This window comes from Sphingomonas fucosidasi (assembly GCF_036663855.1).
GTDB classification, from domain to species: Bacteria; Pseudomonadota; Alphaproteobacteria; order Sphingomonadales; family Sphingomonadaceae; genus Sphingomonas; species Sphingomonas faeni_B.
The window spans coordinates 140,937-155,841 of sequence record NZ_JAXOJR010000002.1 but is presented as its reverse complement, the minus strand read 5'-3'; the positions used below and the strand labels follow the sequence as shown (position 1 = coordinate 155,841).

At 67.7% G+C, this 14,905-nt stretch carries 14 protein-coding genes; 3 read left to right on the top strand and 11 right to left on the bottom strand.

From position 1 onward, the window contains the following. Positions 1-149: 149 nt before the first annotated feature. Complete coding sequence (locus U1737_RS04155; protein ID WP_332795741.1) at positions 150-1,409, top strand: MFS transporter; 1,260 nt, start codon at positions 150-152, stop codon at positions 1,407-1,409. 33 nt (positions 1,410-1,442) lie between these two features. Here the strand turns inward: U1737_RS04155 and rsmD are convergent, their stop codons facing one another. Then, positions 1,443-1,985: a 16S rRNA (guanine(966)-N(2))-methyltransferase RsmD gene (rsmD, locus tag U1737_RS04150; RefSeq protein ID WP_332795740.1), complete on the bottom strand. Its 543-nt coding sequence runs from the start codon at positions 1,983-1,985 to the stop codon at positions 1,443-1,445. Beyond that, positions 1,985-3,556: a pseudouridine synthase gene (locus U1737_RS04145; protein ID WP_332795739.1), complete on the bottom strand. Its 1,572-nt coding sequence runs from the start codon at positions 3,554-3,556 to the stop codon at positions 1,985-1,987. The genes rsmD and U1737_RS04145 overlap by 1 nt, the downstream gene beginning before the upstream one ends. A gap of 119 nt (positions 3,557-3,675) precedes the next feature. On the opposite strand from U1737_RS04145, the gene U1737_RS04140 reads away from it, so the two are divergent. Both U1737_RS04140 and U1737_RS04135 read left to right on the top strand, forming a co-directional pair. Then, positions 3,676-4,107, top strand: coding sequence for a response regulator (locus tag U1737_RS04140; RefSeq protein WP_332795738.1), 432 nt, complete (start codon positions 3,676-3,678; stop codon positions 4,105-4,107). An 85-nt stretch (positions 4,108-4,192) separates the two neighbouring features. Beyond that, positions 4,193-5,524, top strand: a complete 1,332-nt coding sequence (locus U1737_RS04135; protein ID WP_332795737.1) for an MFS transporter — start codon at positions 4,193-4,195, stop codon at positions 5,522-5,524. Between the two features lie 2 nt (positions 5,525-5,526). Here the strand turns inward: U1737_RS04135 and U1737_RS04130 are convergent, their stop codons facing one another. The 9 genes from U1737_RS04130 to U1737_RS04090 all read right to left on the bottom strand — a co-directional run bounded on the left by U1737_RS04130 (position 5,527) and on the right by U1737_RS04090 (position 14,887). Beyond that, a complete protein-coding gene (locus U1737_RS04130; protein ID WP_332795736.1) occupies positions 5,527-6,003 on the bottom strand; it encodes a DUF6628 family protein in 477 nt (158 codons plus the stop codon). Positions 6,004-6,071: 68 nt separating this feature from the next. Further along, a complete protein-coding gene (locus tag U1737_RS04125; RefSeq protein ID WP_332795735.1) occupies positions 6,072-7,391 on the bottom strand; it encodes a bifunctional folylpolyglutamate synthase/dihydrofolate synthase in 1,320 nt (439 codons plus the stop codon). Positions 7,392-7,507: 116 nt separating this feature from the next. Then, entirely contained in the window at positions 7,508-8,359 is an 852-nt protein-coding gene (accD, locus tag U1737_RS04120; protein WP_056486848.1) for an acetyl-CoA carboxylase, carboxyltransferase subunit beta, read from the bottom strand. Continuing rightward, complete coding sequence (gene trpA, locus U1737_RS04115; RefSeq protein ID WP_248521918.1) at positions 8,356-9,168, bottom strand: tryptophan synthase subunit alpha; 813 nt, start codon at positions 9,166-9,168, stop codon at positions 8,356-8,358. The genes accD and trpA overlap by 4 nt, the downstream gene beginning before the upstream one ends. Before the next feature lie 202 nt (positions 9,169-9,370). Beyond that, positions 9,371-10,612 carry a tryptophan synthase subunit beta gene (trpB, locus tag U1737_RS04110; RefSeq protein WP_248521917.1) on the bottom strand — a complete coding sequence of 414 codons (1,242 nt, stop codon included), beginning with the start codon at positions 10,610-10,612 and terminating at the stop codon, positions 9,371-9,373. Positions 10,613-10,709: 97 nt separating this feature from the next. Next, positions 10,710-11,342: a phosphoribosylanthranilate isomerase gene (locus U1737_RS04105; protein WP_248521916.1), complete on the bottom strand. Its 633-nt coding sequence runs from the start codon at positions 11,340-11,342 to the stop codon at positions 10,710-10,712. Between the two features lie 117 nt (positions 11,343-11,459). Further along, on the bottom strand, positions 11,460-12,134 hold the full coding sequence (gene pyrF, locus U1737_RS04100; RefSeq protein ID WP_332795734.1) for an orotidine-5'-phosphate decarboxylase: 675 nt from the start codon (positions 12,132-12,134) through the stop codon (positions 11,460-11,462). After that, complete coding sequence (locus tag U1737_RS04095) at positions 12,131-12,493, bottom strand: LapA family protein (protein ID WP_332795733.1); 363 nt, start codon at positions 12,491-12,493, stop codon at positions 12,131-12,133. Before U1737_RS04095 ends, pyrF begins: the two co-directional genes overlap by 4 nt. A 105-nt stretch (positions 12,494-12,598) precedes the next feature. Then, complete coding sequence (locus U1737_RS04090; protein ID WP_332795732.1) at positions 12,599-14,887, bottom strand: patatin-like protein; 2,289 nt, start codon at positions 14,885-14,887, stop codon at positions 12,599-12,601. Between the last annotated feature and the right edge of the window lie 18 nt (positions 14,888-14,905).

The following is a 14,905-nucleotide window of genomic DNA, read 5'->3' as shown; positions in this document are numbered from 1 at the left end:
GCGAAGCGACGGGGGGAGGATACGGAGCAGGGCGTTACCCTTTCCTCCCCCTCCGTCTGGCAAGCGCCAGCCACCTCCCCCTGGCGGGGGAGGATCAGAGGGCGCGGCAATCGGTTGACCGGAATGGCGAGCGGGGCGATGCCATCGGGATGACGACCTTAGCCTCAAACCGCCGCATCCTCGCCGCCAGCCTGGTCGGCACCGCGGTCGAGTTCTACGATTTCTACATCTACGCCACCGCCGCCGCGCTCGTGTTCGGCCCCCTGTTTTTCTCGGGGCAGTCCGACTCGGCGCAGTTGCTGCTTAGCTACGCGACGTTCGGCCTCGCCTTCGTCGCGCGGCCGGTCGGGGCGATCGTGTTCGGGCATTTCGGTGACCGCGTCGGGCGCAAGTCCACACTCGTCGCCTCGCTGTTGCTGATGGGCGGATCGACCGTCGGGATCGCGTTCCTGCCGACCTATGCGCAGGTCGGCTGGATCGCGCCCGCGCTGCTCTGCCTGATGCGATTGGGGCAGGGGCTGGGCCTTGGCGGCGAATGGGGTGGGGCGGCGTTGCTCGCGGTGGAGAACGCACCGCCGCACCGCAAGAACACGTGGGGCATGTTCCCGCCGCTCGGCGCGCCGGTCGGATTCCTCGCCGCCAACGGGCTGTTCCTGCTGATCGGCCTGGTGTTGGACGATGCGCAGTTTCTGGCGTGGGGCTGGCGGATCCCGTTCCTGCTGAGCGCGATCCTCGTCGGGCTCGGCCTGTGGGTGCGTCTCAAGCTGACCGAGACGCCCGCCTTCCTCGAAGCCGAGGCGACCGAAGCGCTCCCCAAGGTGCCGATCGCGACGTTGCTCACGCAGCATCTGCGCGCGACGTTGGCGGGCACGTTCGGCGTCATCGCGTGCTTCGCTTTGTTCTACCTCGCGACGGCGTTTGCGCTTGGCTACGGCACCAAGACCCTCGGCTATTCGCGCGAGGCGTTCCTTGCAGTCGAGCTGGTAGCGATCTGGTTCCTAGCAGGCGGGGTCATCGTCGCGAGCGTATTGGCGGATCGGCATTCGGCGGCGCGGATGCTGGCGATCGGGTTTGCCGGGTGCATCGGCGTCGGCGCAATGATGGGACCGATGCTGGGCTCGGGATCGCTGTTCACGGTGTGGCTGTGGCTGTCGGGCGCGCTATTCGTGATGGGGTTCGCCTACGGACCGCTCGGCGGATGGCTGCCGAGCCTGTTCCCCGCCGGAGTGCGCTACACCGGCGTGTCGATGACGTTCAATCTTGGCGGCGTGCTCGGCGGTGCGCTCGCGCCGATCGTGGCGGAGGCGCTCGCGCCGCGCGGGTTGTGGCTGGTTGGCGCGTATCTGATGGCCGCGGGCGTGCTGAGCCTTGGCGGGCTGCTGATCCTCGGCCGCACCCCGCGGAACTAATGTGTTCTCCCGCCTTCGCGGGAGAACATGCCCTTACGCTGACGCTGGCCGCAACAATGTCAGCCGCGCCTTGCCGTGCACGCGCGTGGCGTCGACCTCGAAGCCCGCCAGTTCGACAACCTCGGCCTTCGCCGTGTCCAGGCTGATCCACGTTGCCGGCCCGACCCAACCCAGCCGCGACAGCTTGTCGAGCGCAACTAACCCCGCACCGGTGGCGTACGGCGGATCCATCAGGATCACGTCGAGCGGCGACGGTGCGGGCCCGAGCGCCATCACCGACGTCGCGCGGACATCGCCGCGGATTTCCAGCTTGGCGAGGTTCGCCTTCAGCGCGTCGACCGCCAGCTTGTCCGATTCGACGAACATGCACGTCGCCGCGCCGCGCGAGAGTGCCTCGATCCCGAGCGCGCCCGAGCCTGCGAACAGATCGGCGACCGCCAACCCCTCGAAGCTGCCGACGCGGCTCGTCAGCATCGAGAACAACGTCTCGCGCATCCGGTCGGCGGTCGGGCGGGTGGTGTCACCCTTGGGTGCGGCGATCTGACGGCCGCGATACTGCCCTGCGATGATACGCATCAGCGCTTCCCTCCACGTGGTGTACGGGGCGGATGACCGCGCCCTCCCGACGGACCCTTGCCGGGCGCCGTAGGACGAGTCCCCCGCTCGGGCCGTGCCGGTGCATCGCGAACCGGCCGTGGCTCGGCACCCGGACGCCCGGACGCACTGCGCGCGGCACGTTTGTCGAGCGAGCTGCGGCCGCGCGAATCATCGGCCTGCGGACGGAAACCACGCTGCGGCTCCTGACGCTGCGGCGTTTCCGCGCGACGTGGCGTCACAGTGCCCCCGGCGCCGACTCGCGACGGGGCTGCACGATCGCGTGGCGGCTTGGCGGCTCGGAAATGTTTGATCTTCGGGCTGGTGCTCAGCTCCTCGCCACGATCCGCCCGTTCCTGCCGTACATAGGGCTTGGACATTTCGCCACTCGTCGGCCGGGCGTGATGCGTTCCCGTCGGCCGAGCGGCATTGCGCGCATCCGGCCGTGCCCACGGATCGTTGACGTCGCCGCGCTGCATCGCCGCAGTCGGACGGATCCGCTCGGGTCGTGCAGGCCGCGACGGACGATCGGTCGGCACCGTACCGCTCGTGAACCCCGAGCTTGCGGGCGCTGTGTACGGGCTCCGAACCGGCGTTCGTGCACCGCCAGCGGCAGGTCGAGCACCCGGCGCCGGGCGCGTTGCGGCAGGTCGCGATGCATTGCTGCCCCGCTGGCTCGACCGCGCACCGATCCCGGCGCCCGCGCCGGCACTCGCGCTGATCCCGATGTTCGCGCGCGCACCCGGACCCTCCGGCCGACCCTTGGCCAGCTCCTTCTGGAACGCGACGACGTCGTGCTGGAGGACCTCGCCGATCTGCCCCGGCGGCAGGTCGCCGAGCACGAACGGCCCGTACCGCGTCCGGATCAGCCGCGAGACTTGCAGCCCCAGATGCTCCAGCACGCGGCGGACTTCGCGGTTCTTGCCCTCGGTCAGGATCATTTCGATCCACACGTTCGCGCCGGTCCGACGCTCGATATTCGCGTTGATCGAGCCGTAGCGGACGCCCTCGATCTCGATCCCCTCGATCAGTTCCTCGAGCTGCGGCTGCGTGATGTTGCCGTAAGCGCGTGCGCGATAGGCGCGTTCGACGCCGGTCGCGGGCAGTTCGAGCTGGCGCTTGAGGCCACCATCGGTGGTCATCAGCAACAGCCCTTCGGTGTTGAGATCGAGCCGACCGACCGGCACCAGCCGCGGCAAATCCTGCGGCAGGCGATCGTAGATCGTCGTGCGGCCGGCAGGATCGCGCTCGGTGACGAGCAGCCCGGTCGGCTTGTGATAAAGGAACAGACGCGCGGCGCTCGGTGCTTCGACCGGATCGCCGTCGACCGTCACGCCGTTCAGATTGCGCAGGATCGTCGCGGGCGTGTCGAGTGTCGAGCCGTTGAGCGCGACGCGCCCCTCGGCGATCATCCGCTCGATATCGCGGCGCGAGGCGATCCCGGCACGCGCGAGCAGCTTGGCGATGCGGTCGCCCTTTACCGGTGTTGCAGTAGTTGCAGGCGCGTCGGGCGACGGGCTGGCAGTCGGGCTATCGTCTTTTGAAGTCGTCATGGCGCGGCTGATACTATGGATCGCCTCGAAGCGCGAAATATTTGCGACCGTTCGTGCTGCGGCGCGTTAAGGCACGCGAGCGTAACGACCTTTCGTTAGCGTCCGGGGGCCTTTCGGCAATGTTGTTCGGGAAGAAGAAGCGGCAGATCGTCCGGCTCCTCGTGGTCGAGGACGAGCCGTTGGTGGCGTTCGATACCGAGTATTTCCTGGCCGAGGCGGATTTCACGATCGTCGCGACGATCGACCGGGTCGCCGAGGCGCTGCTGATCCTGGAAAGCGACACCGTGGTCGATCTGGTCCTGGTCGACGTGAACCTCGCCGACGGATCGGGCATCGACGTCGCCCGTGCGGCGCAGGCTGGCGGCGTGCCGGTGATGTTCGTGACCGGAAGCTGCCCGGTCGAGGCAACCACGCTAGCGCACGGCTGCATGGCCAAGCCCTACGCACCACGCGATCTGATCGCTGCGATCGAGGCGATCGAGGCGATGATCGGTGGCAAAAAGCCGAAGCGCGTGCCGTCGGGGTTCACGCTGTTCGAAGCAAAGGCCTGACGTTTGCCGCCTTCCATCGCCTGACGGGTAGCGCATCGGCGATTTCCCGTTAGGGTCCGCGCAAGCGAGTGGGAGCGTAAGTGCGATGGACGGAACCGAAGGCAAAAGCTGGCGCGACGGGTTTCGGCCGTATGTCGAAAAGGCGCCGCTGGCCGCGCTCGCGCTAGGCGTCTCGTCGGGTTTCCCTTACGCGATGATCGGGGCGACGTTGACCACGCGGCTGGCGGCGAGCGGCATCGACAAGAAGACAGTCACCGCGTTCAGCCTTGCGTTCCTCGTCTATAATCTGAAATTCCTGTGGGCGTGGGTGGTCGATGGCGTCCGGCTTCCGATCATCGGCAGGCTGGGCCAGCGTGTCTCGTGGCTGATCGTCACCGCCGCTTTGGTCGTCGCCGCGGTGGTCAATCTGGCCCTGATCGACCCGGCGGCCAGCATCGCCTCGACTGCAACCGCGGCGATCCTGGTCGGCGCGGCGGGCGCGACGTTCGACGTCGTGATCGACGCGTTCCGGATCGAAACGCTCGAACCGCGCCAATTGGGCGTCGGATCGGGGATGAGCCAATATGGCTGGCGGATCGGCTCGGCAGGCTCGGGCGCGCTGGCGCTGGTGGTCGCTGAACGGGCCGGCTGGAACGCCGCCTATCTGGCGTGCGTGGTGTTCGCACTACCCGCGGTACTCGCCGGCTTGGCGCTGGGCGAGCCCGAACGCCGCCGCCCGCCGATCGAACGGCGTGGTCTCGCCGAGGGGTTCCGCGCGATCTGGGGGCCGTTCGTCCAGTTCTTCTCGCGCGAGGGCGCGTTCGTCGTCCTTGCCTTCATCCTGATCTTCAAGGTCGGCGATACGTTGGCCAATTTGACGTTGCGGCTGCTGTTCGACGACCTTGGCTTCACCGGCGACGAGATCGCGTTCTACGATGTCGGGATCGGCTTCATCGCGTATCTGGTCGGCATCTTCATCGGCGGCATCCTGTACGCGCGGATGGGGATGAAGCGATCGGTGCTGTTGTCGCTCGTGCTGATGGGCGTCTCGAACCTGTCGTTCGCGGCGGTGGCGGCGGCCGGGCACTCAAACTTCGGCATGGCCGCGGCGATCGGCTTCGAGAACGCGTCGAGCGGCTTTGGCGGCGTTGTCGTGATCGCCTATTTCTCCGCGCTCTGCGACCTCCGCTTCACCGCCGCGCAGTTCGCGCTGATCTCGGCAGCAGCGAGCATCGTCGGACGGATCGTCACCGGCACGACCGCCGGCGCACTGATCGAGGCGTTCGGCTATGTCGACTTCTACCTGCTGACGACGGTGCTCGCGGTACCGGGGATCGTGTTGTTCTGGTGGATGAGCCGGTCGGGGATGATCGACCGCTCGATCGGCAGCGCCGGCGTCGAGGGAGAGGGCGACGCGCGGGCTGGCGAGTCCGTTTAACCTTACATCGTGACCGGTCGCCCCTCGTCGGCAAACGCGGCGGCGACGGCCGCGGCGCTGGCGAGGACGCCGTCGACGCGGCGGACGCCGAGGAGATCGGTCATCAGATAGCGGGCTGTCCCAGGCGCGATCTCGACCCGCGCGAGGATCGACAACATTGCCGACTCGGCCGGGGTCATCCGCGCACAGCAGCAGGGCGCGATCGCGATCGTTCCCGCCGAGGTGCCCGCGAGGTCCGCCATCAGCGCGCGCAACAGCACCAGCGGGCGACGGAAGCTCTGCCCGAAGGCGGTGAACATCGTGTGCGCGGCGCGTGCGTCGGCGAGCCCATGCGCGCCCATCCGGCGCATTGCGAACAGGGCGATTAGCGCATTTTCACAAGGCGGTAGTGGATGCGGCAGCAACGCCGTCGCGCTGGCGAGCAGGGTGGTCGAGGCGGGCGTCGAACTGGGCGTCGAACTGGGGCGGGTATCGGTCATTCACGCGACTCCGTGGTTGAGTCCACAAACTCGCGTGTACGTTATTGATAGTCAATAGCAATAAGGACTCAGTCCGGCGGCTGGTCGTTCGCTGCGAGCACTTCACCGGCGAGGTAGAGCGAACCAGCGATCAGGACGAGGTTGGGCACGGCGCTCCGAGTCCCGATCAGGTCGAGCGCGTCGGCGGGAGTCGACGACGTTTCGGCGGTCTTCCCGAAGCTTCGTGCGAGCGCTTCTAGTGCCTCGGGCGCGTGATGCGCGTGCCCCGGCACCGGGATCGCGACGACATGCCCGACCGACGGCGACAGGATGCGGACCACCGCCTCGGCGTCCTTGTTCGCGAGCATCCCGAAAATCAGCGTGACCGGACGCCCCTTCGCCAGCGTCCGCAGCGCCCGCGCGACCGGTTGCGCGGCGTTGGGATTATGCGCCCCGTCGAGCCATAGCTCGCTGCCCTGTGGCAGGCGCGCGAGCAGGGGGCCGTCGGACAGGCGCTGCATGCGTGCCGGCCAATGCGCCCAGTCGGCGGCGGCGCGCATCGCCGCTTCCGGAATGTGCACAACGCCTTGATGCCGCAGCATCGCGATCGCCAGCGCGAGATTGCGCGACTGATGTGCGCCGACGAGGCGGGGGCGGTTGGTGACGACCGAGAAGCCGGTATCCTCGTAGCGGACGGTCGAGCGTGCGGTCTCGCTCGTCCAAGCGGTGCCGCGCGCGTGGACGGGGGCACCCGCGGCGGCGGCTACCGCGGCGATCTTTGCGCGGAGGGCTTTGGGATAGTCCATCGTGACGAGGGGTACGCCGGGCTTGGCGATGCCCGCCTTCTCGCCGGCGATCTCCAGCCGCGTGTCGCCGAGGAACGACTGGTGATCGATGCCGAGCGCGGCGATGCCGGTGACGACGGGATTGGGGATGACGTTGGTCGCATCGAGTCTGCCGCCGAGGCCGACCTCTACGATCGTCGCCGCCGCTGGCGTGCGGGCGAAGGCGAGGAAGGCGGCGGCGGTGGTGACTTCGAAGAAGCTGGCTTGCAGGTCGGCGGCTTGATCGAGGACTTCCGATAGCAAGGCCGCGAGAAGATCGTCGTCGATCAATTTGCCCGCGAGGCGGATGCGTTCGTTGAAGCGGACGAGGTGTGGGGAGGAATAGACGTGGACGCTATGCCCGGCGGCTTCGATCGCAGCGCGGAGGAAGGCGCAGGTCGAGCCTTTGCCGTTGGTGCCGGCGACGTGGAACACAGGGGGGAGGCTCAGGTGCGGGTCGCCGAGGCGGGCTAGCAGCGCGGTTATGCGCTCGAGGCCGAGGATGTCGGCGCCGGGGGACAGCGCGGTCAGTCGGTCGAGCTGGGCTTGCACGGCAGGGGAGGAGGAAACGGCGTGGTCAGGCATTCTTCTAATTCCCTCTCCCCTCTGGGGAGAGGGCTGGGGTGAGGGGCTGTTGCGGGCGCTGCACTGCTGGGCCGCCCCTCACCCCGACCCTCTCCCCGGAGGGGAGAGGGAGTATGTTACGCAGCTTCGCGCGCGCTGAGATACCCGATGACCGTGCCGAGCTGCTCGCGCAGGTCCTTCCGGTGGACGACCATGTCGATCATCCCGTGTTCGAGATAATATTCCGACGTCTGGAAATCCTCGGGCAGCTTTTCGCGGATCGTGCTCTCGATCACGCGGCGGCCGGTGAAGGCGAGCGTCGCCTTGGGCTCGGCGATCTGCACGTCGCCGAGCATCGCATACGCCGCCATCACACCGCCCGAGGTCGGGTCGGTCAGCACGACGATGTACGGCAGGCCGGCGTCATGCAGCATCTGGATCGCGACCGTGCTGCGCGGCATCTGCATCAGGCTGAGGATGCCCTCCTGCATGCGCGCGCCGCCGCTCGCGGTGAAGATCACGTACGGAACCCGGTCCTCGATCGCCGCCTCGACGCCGCGGACAAACGCTTCGCCGACCGCGAGGCCCATCGAGCCGCCCATGAAGCCGAAGTCCTGCACGCCGACCACGACCCGGTGGCCGTCGATCGCCCCGCGTGCGTTGATCAGCGCATCCTGCTCGCTATTGTCGGTCCGTGCGGCCTTGAGGCGATCGGTGTACCGCTTCTGGTCGCGGAACTTGAGCGGATCCTCGGGGACTTTCGGGGCCGGCAGCTCGCTGCAGCTACCTTCGTCGAACAGCTGCGCGAAGCGGATCTTCGGCCCGATGCGGTCGTGGTGATCGCATTTCGGGCAGACGTACAGATTGTCCTCGAGCTCCTTGGTGAAAACCATCTGCCCGCAGCCCTTGCACTTGTGCCAGAGATTCTCGGGCGTCTCGCGCTTCGCGACGAAGGGCAGGACGTTGCGGACGCTGTTGAGCCAGCTCATGCGGGAACCTTTCGGGCCGAAGCGACGGCGTCGGCGAGAGACTTGATATAGGCGCGGACCGGCTCGGCCGCAGCCGTGCCGTGTTGCGCGACCAGTTCGACGATCGCCGAGCCGACCACGACTCCGTCGGCGACGCGCGCGACGTTGGCCGCCTGCTCGGGCGTACGGATGCCGAAGCCGACCGCGATCGGGATGTCGGTCTGGGATTTCAGGCGGGCGACGGCGTCCTCGATCGAGGATTGCTGTGCCTGCTGGAGCCCGGTGATGCCGGCGACCGAGACGTAATACAGGAACCCGCTCGCGCCATCGAGCACGGTCGGCAGGCGGGCGGCATCGGTGGTGGGGGTGGCGAGGCGGATCAGGTCGATTCCGGCGGCGCGCAACTGCGGGCCGAGCGCATCGTCTTCTTCGGGCGGTACGTCGACGCAGATCACGCCGTCGACGCCAGCGTTGGCAGCGGCCTGCGCGAACCAGTCCGCGCCGCGCCGGAGCATCGGGTTGCCGTAGCCCATCAGGACGAGCGGCACGTCCGGGTGGCGCGCGCGGAACGCGGTGGCAGTGGCGAGGATGTCCGCGGTGCGGGTGCCTTGCGCGAGGCTGCGGATGTTCGCGGCCTGGATCGCGGGGCCGTCGGCCATCGGGTCTGTGAACGGCATGCCGAGCTCGATCGCATCCGCGCCGCCGGCGACGAGTGCGTCGAGGATCGGGCCGGTGGCCTCGGTGGTGGGATCACCCGCGGTGACGAACGCGACAAGCGCGGCACGGCCTTCCGATGCCGTTCGGGCGAAGGTGGTGGCGAGGCGGCTCACTTGCCCCCCTCACAAGCAATGCTCGTCGCTCGATGCATATCCCGAGCCACGCCAAAACCCGTCACCCCAGCGAAAGCTGGGGTATCCCGGTTGGCGATCACGGCACCCGCCCCATTGATACCCCAGCTTTCGCTGGGGTGACGGATAAAGGCTGCGGGGAGCGTCGACCGAAGTGTGGCGAGGGTGCTTGTGGCGACACCAGTCATATCGCCACCCCGAGCGCTTCCGCCACCGTGAAGATATCCTTGTCGCCGCGGCCGCACAAATTGGCCAGGATGATCTGGTCCTGCCGCATCTCGCGCGCCCTCTTCGCCACGGTCGCGATCGCGTGGCTTGGCTCCAGCGCGGGGATGATGCCCTCGGTCCGGCACAGCAACTGAAACGCGTCGAGCGCCTCCTGGTCGGTCGCGCTGTCATATTCCACCCGGCCGATATCGCGCAGCCAGGCATGCTCGGGGCCGATCCCGGGATAGTCGAGCCCGGCCGAGATTGAATGCGCCTCGGTGATCTGGCCGTCCTCGTCCTGCAAGAGGTACGTCTTGTTGCCGTGGAGCACGCCGGGGAAACCGCCCGCGAGGCTGGCCGCATGTTCCTTGTCGAGCCCGTGGCCCGCCGCCTCGACGCCGAGCATCTGGACGTCGGCATCGTCGAGGAACGGGTGGAACAGCCCGATCGCGTTCGAGCCGCCACCGATCGCCGCGACCAGCATGTCCGGCAGGCGACCGACCCGCGACAGCATCTGCGCGCGTGCCTCGGTACCGATCACGCTCTGGAAATCGCGGACCATCTCGGGATAAGGATGCGGGCCGGCGGCGGTGCCGATGATGTAGAAGGTGTCGTGGACGTTCGCGACCCAGTCGCGCATCCCCTCGTTCATCGCGTCCTTGAGCGTATGCGCGCCGCTGGTCACCGGGCGGACTTCGGCGCCGAGCAGCTTCATGCGGAACACGTTGGGCGCCTGACGCTCGATGTCGCGCGCGCCCATGTAGATCACGCAGGGCAGGCCGAAGCGCGCGCAGACCGTGGCGGTGGCGACGCCGTGCTGGCCCGCACCGGTCTCGGCGATGATCCGCGTCTTGCCCATCCGCATCGCCAGCAGGATCTGGCCGATGCAGTTGTTGATCTTGTGCGCGCCGGTGTGATTGAGCTCGTCGCGCTTGAACCAGATCTGCGCGCCCATGCCTTCGGGGGCAGACTCGCGGAGCGCTTCGGTGAGGCGTTCGGCGTAATAGAGCGGGCTCGGGCGGCCGACATAATGTTCGAGCAGGTCGTCGAACTGCGCTTTGAACGCAGGGTCGGCCTTGGCGGCACGATACGCCTCGTCGAGTTCGAGGACGAGCGGCATCAGCGTCTCGGCGACATAGCGGCCGCCGAAATCACCGAAATGACCGCGCTCGTCGGGCTGGGCGCGGTATGAGTTGGGGGCGAGGGTTGGAGCGTTCATGTGAAGCGCTTTAGCACTTCGAAATGTCGCGCCAAGCCCTTGTATCCCCGCGAAGGTGGCGATCCAGTCTGGGCACCCGCCTCCGCGGGTGAACAATTCAGGTGTGGGCAGCCGCGAGGAACGACGCGATCTTGGTTTCGTCCTTAATACCGGGCTCGCTTTCGACCCCCGAGGACACGTCGACAAGTTTGGCGCCGGTGCGGCGGATCGCCTCCGCCACGTTGGCCGGATCGAGTCCGCCCGACAGAGCCCAGGGCAGCGGATGTTTAAACCCATCGAGCAGGTCCCAGTCGAACCGCAAGCCCATCCCGCCCGGCAATGCGGCCGAGTCCGGGGTCTTGGCATCATAGAGTATCCGGTCGGCGACTCCGGTGAAGCCGTGCGCAGCCTCCAGATCGCCGCGCGTCCGAACCGCGACCGCGACCCAGGTCTCGATCCCGAACTTCGCGCGGATCGCGGCGGTCCGCGCGGGCGTCACCTTGTGGAGTTGCAGCACGTCGAGCGCGGCCGATGCGACCGCCTGCTCGAGCATCTCGTCCTCCGGATCGACGAACACGCCGACCTTCGCGACATGGCCCGGCACGCGTGCGGCGAGTTCGGCGGCTTTCGCGAACGTCACGTGGCGCGGCGAAGCAGGGAAGAACACGAACCCGACATGGCTCGCGCCGTGCTTGATCGCAGCGTCGAGCGTCGCGGGGGTGGAAAGGCCGCAGATCTTGGCGGTGGTCATGCTGGTTCCTTCGGCAGCAACACGTCCCGTCATCCTGACGAAAGTCAGGATCCAGAGCCATGGCAGTCGACGCTCGTTACTCTGGATCCTGACTTTCGTCAGGATGACGGAGCAAGCCTAAAGCGTCGCAGCCATGGCGCGAGCGGCGGTGTCGGGGTCTTCGGCTTGCGTGATCGGGCGGCCGACCACCAGAATCGAGGCACCGGCGTCCCTGGCCTGGCGCGGCGTCACCACGCGCTTCTGGTCGCCGATCGCGCCATCTGGCAGGCGCACGCCGGGGACCACGAAGAACCCCTTCGGCCAAATCGCCTTCGCCGCCGCGACCTCGGCGCCCGAGCAGACGATGCCGTCGACCCCAGCCTCGCGCGCCAGTTCGGTTAGCCGCGCGACCTGGTCGTGCGCGTTCCCGGTAACGCCGGTGGCCGCGAGATCGGCCGCATCGAGGCTGGTGAGCATCGTCACCGCGATCACCTTGGTGCCGATCGGCGCCGCGGCCTTCGCATCCTCGAGCATCGCCCGCCCGCCGCTGGCATGCACCGTGAGGATCGCAGGTTCGAGCGCGCCGAGCGCCTGCACCGCCTTCGCCACCGTGTTCGGAATGTCGTGTAATTTGAGGTCGAGGAAGATCGGCAGGCCGAACTCCGCCATCGCATGCACGCCGGGCTGGCCGTGCGCCGAGAAGAATTCGAGCCCCAGCTTGATCCCGCCGACATGATGGCGGACGCGCGCGGCGATCGTTTTCGCGCGCGCCAGATCGGGCGTGTCGAGCGCGACGTAGATCCGGTTGCTCATCGCACGTCACCCGGCGGCACGGCGGCGGGCGTCACCGGTGCCGTCACCGTCGTCATCGGTGTCGCAACCGGCGTTTCGACCGGCACGAACGCCACCGGCTCTGGCCTTGGCGTCCGCAGTTCCAGCAATTCGCGCTCGCACGTCGACAGCCGTTGCCGCAGCCGCCACCGGATCGCGTGGTTATACAGCATCGTCGGCACGAACCCGATCAGGAACGTCACGAACAGCAACAGCGGCAGGTTCACGTCTGCGATCAGCCCACCCCAAAGCTGGATCTGGACGGCGTTCCAGTTGCTTATGGTGAACACTGCGGCGACGAACGCCAGCAGGCACCAGAACAGGATTTTCAGGAACTGCATGCGGCGACCCTCTATTGTGCCCCAATCGCGCCGAAACGCGGTTGGAAACCCAGAGCTACCGCCACATCGGCGTTTTGGCCAGTCTTCTGGCGAGCAAGAGGGGCTTTAGCCGATCTCGGTCCGCAACTGCGCGATCAGCGGCAGGATCGCGGTCAGCCGCGGTTCCTCCTCGTCGAGGATCGCGAGGAACGCCGCCCGCTTGATCGCCGCGACCCGCCCCGGCTTCATCCGCACGGTCTGCGGCAACGTCGAGACGGTGATGTCGATCATCCGCTCCGACCCGTGCAGCCGCCCCCAGAGATAGTCGTTCTCGCGGTAGGCCCGGCTGAAGAACGCGCCGAACGTGCCGAACTGGATTCCCTTCAACGTCGCCTCCGCGCCGCCGGAGCGGATCGCGGTCGCATCGTCGGGCGCGATCCGGTCGACCTTGATCGGGTCGAACTCGTCGAGCCCCTCGCCCTGCAACAGCGGCAGCGTCGCGGTGTCGAAATACGGAAAGCCGAGATAGGCGAGCAACAACGTCCGCCGTGCAGGCTTGGCAAGCGCGGCGAACGCCTCCGCCAGCCGCTGGTCGGTCTCCGCGTCGAGCCGTTCGAGATCGAACGTCCGCCCAAGCGTCTCGAGCACCGCGGTCGCATCGCCCTTCATCGCGCGCACCGCATCGTGCATCCCGGCATGCATCTCGCCGCGCAGCCGATCCAGATACGGCGACAGCGATTCGTAGATCGCGTCGCGCATCGGCGCGAGCTCGGGCTCATCGGCGGCGGTTTCCACCTCCGACAGCCGCCGCGCCATCAGCCGCAGCCGGCGAATGCGAAAGCCGATGTCGAAGGTTCGCAGGAACGCGATCGACGCAGGGCTGGCACCGTTGGCGAAGCCCGCCCCGAGTTGGTCCGCGCCCGTCGCCGCGACCCGCGCGACGATCGCGGCCCGGATTTGCACCAGCCGCCGCGGGCTGTGATGCCGCCCCGCATCGTACAACAGGCTTGCGATCGCTTCGATCACCGCGCTGCGCTTCAGATGCCCATAGGCGAAGAAGCCATAGCCCGAACTCGCCGCTGCCGCCTTCTGAGCACGCCGCCGCCATGCGATCAGACGCGGCGCGGTCGGGCGGTCGAGGAACAGCGTGTGGCCGAACAGCGATTCGACGTCCGCCTCGACTTCCGGCCGGATCGCGGTGACGATCCCGCGCATCCGGTCGATCCGGGCAGAACGCTCGGCGATCGCCTCCAGATTGTCGCGGATCGGTTGCTGGCGCGGAATGTCGCTGATCGCGCCGATGATCGTCTGGAAGAACCCGGGCGTGCCTTCGCCGCGATTGAGCCGCAGCTTGATGCCAGGCGACGGGTCTATGTAAATGAACCGCCGGTCGATCTGGCGCCGCGCCGGGCGTTCCTTCAGCGCATCGAGCGCCGGCCGGAACGGCGCATTGGCAAGCACCGAGCCGTCGATCAGCACCGCGCTTTCCGCCGCGTTGGCCGCGGTATGACGGGGCAGCACGCGCGCGAGGAAGCCACTGCGGCCCGGCCACGCGATCTTGCGCTGCTCCAGCACGCCGTCCAGTTCGGCGACCGTGAACGGCGGAAACGCGCCCGGAAAGCTTGATGTCGCGCGCGCCGCGAACGCCAGTTCGGCGCGCGGCGCGAGGGTCTCGGTCGCGCCGCCATGATCGGTGAAGTCGACCACCAGCCGGTGCTCGGTCTCGACCACCTCGGCGGGCGAGTTGAGCTGCAACCGCTCGGGATGCCCGGAAAAATCGGTCACCGTCACGAACAGGTCGAGCGGCTGGCCAGGCGGCAACAGCCGCGGCCCGCGCTCGTTCGCACCCATCGCGTCGAACGCATCGAGCAGCAGGTTGGTGAAGGTCTTCCCCCCGAACGGTGGCTCGAACCAACGCGACCGGATGAAATGCGACAGCTTGGTCCGCACCTCCTCACGGGTCGGTTCGTCGAGCGCCTCGACCTTGTCCGTGCTCCGTCCCGCCGCCATCCACGCGAGCGGCATCGCCCATGCCTTCGAAAAGCGCGATTTCGGCGCCGCCTCGGTATCGATCAGCGCCTCGACATCGGCCGACGTCATCCACAGGTCGGTCAGCGGATCGAGGCTCTGGCCGGTCGCGATCGCCTGCGCGAGGAAGATGCCGTTGATCCCGCCCGCACTCGCGCCGGCGATGATGTCGGCGAGCACCCGCACCCGGATCGATGCGTGATCCTCGATCTCCTGGAGCAGCGCGTGATACACACCCTGGCTGCCGCCCTTCTGCACCTCGCCGTCATGGAACGCGCGGCTCGCGCAAACGAGACGCCAGATCTCCTTGGTGATGCCGTGCATGTAGACCGCCAGGCTGATCCCGCCATAGCAGACGAGCGCCAGTCGCAGTTCCTTCTCGCGCATTCTACATCCTCGGTATCG

What these genes read in the sequence shown, in the direction of transcription:
- U1737_RS04105 (WP_248521916.1), bottom strand. Translation starts at nt 11,342, where the DNA reads ATGACCACCGCCAAGATCTGCGGCCTTTCCACCCCCGCGACGCTCGAC.
- U1737_RS04090 (WP_332795732.1), bottom strand. Translation starts at nt 14,887, where the DNA reads ATGCGCGAGAAGGAACTGCGACTGGCGCTCGTCTGCTATGGCGGGATC.
- trpB (WP_248521917.1), bottom strand. Translation starts at nt 10,612, where the DNA reads ATGAACGCTCCAACCCTCGCCCCCAACTCATACCGCGCCCAGCCCGAC.
- accD (WP_056486848.1), bottom strand. Translation starts at nt 8,359, where the DNA reads ATGAGCTGGCTCAACAGCGTCCGCAACGTCCTGCCCTTCGTCGCGAAG.
- U1737_RS04125 (WP_332795735.1), bottom strand. Translation starts at nt 7,391, where the DNA reads ATGCCTGACCACGCCGTTTCCTCCTCCCCTGCCGTGCAAGCCCAGCTC.
- U1737_RS04140 (WP_332795738.1), top strand. Translation starts at nt 3,676, where the DNA reads ATGTTGTTCGGGAAGAAGAAGCGGCAGATCGTCCGGCTCCTCGTGGTC.
- U1737_RS04135 (WP_332795737.1), top strand. Translation starts at nt 4,193, where the DNA reads ATGGACGGAACCGAAGGCAAAAGCTGGCGCGACGGGTTTCGGCCGTAT.
- U1737_RS04095 (WP_332795733.1), bottom strand. Translation starts at nt 12,493, where the DNA reads ATGCAGTTCCTGAAAATCCTGTTCTGGTGCCTGCTGGCGTTCGTCGCC.
- U1737_RS04145 (WP_332795739.1), bottom strand. Translation starts at nt 3,556, where the DNA reads ATGACGACTTCAAAAGACGATAGCCCGACTGCCAGCCCGTCGCCCGAC.
- rsmD (WP_332795740.1), bottom strand. Translation starts at nt 1,985, where the DNA reads ATGCGTATCATCGCAGGGCAGTATCGCGGCCGTCAGATCGCCGCACCC.
- pyrF (WP_332795734.1), bottom strand. Translation starts at nt 12,134, where the DNA reads ATGAGCAACCGGATCTACGTCGCGCTCGACACGCCCGATCTGGCGCGC.
- U1737_RS04130 (WP_332795736.1), bottom strand. Translation starts at nt 6,003, where the DNA reads ATGACCGATACCCGCCCCAGTTCGACGCCCAGTTCGACGCCCGCCTCG.
- U1737_RS04155 (WP_332795741.1), top strand. Translation starts at nt 150, where the DNA reads ATGACGACCTTAGCCTCAAACCGCCGCATCCTCGCCGCCAGCCTGGTC.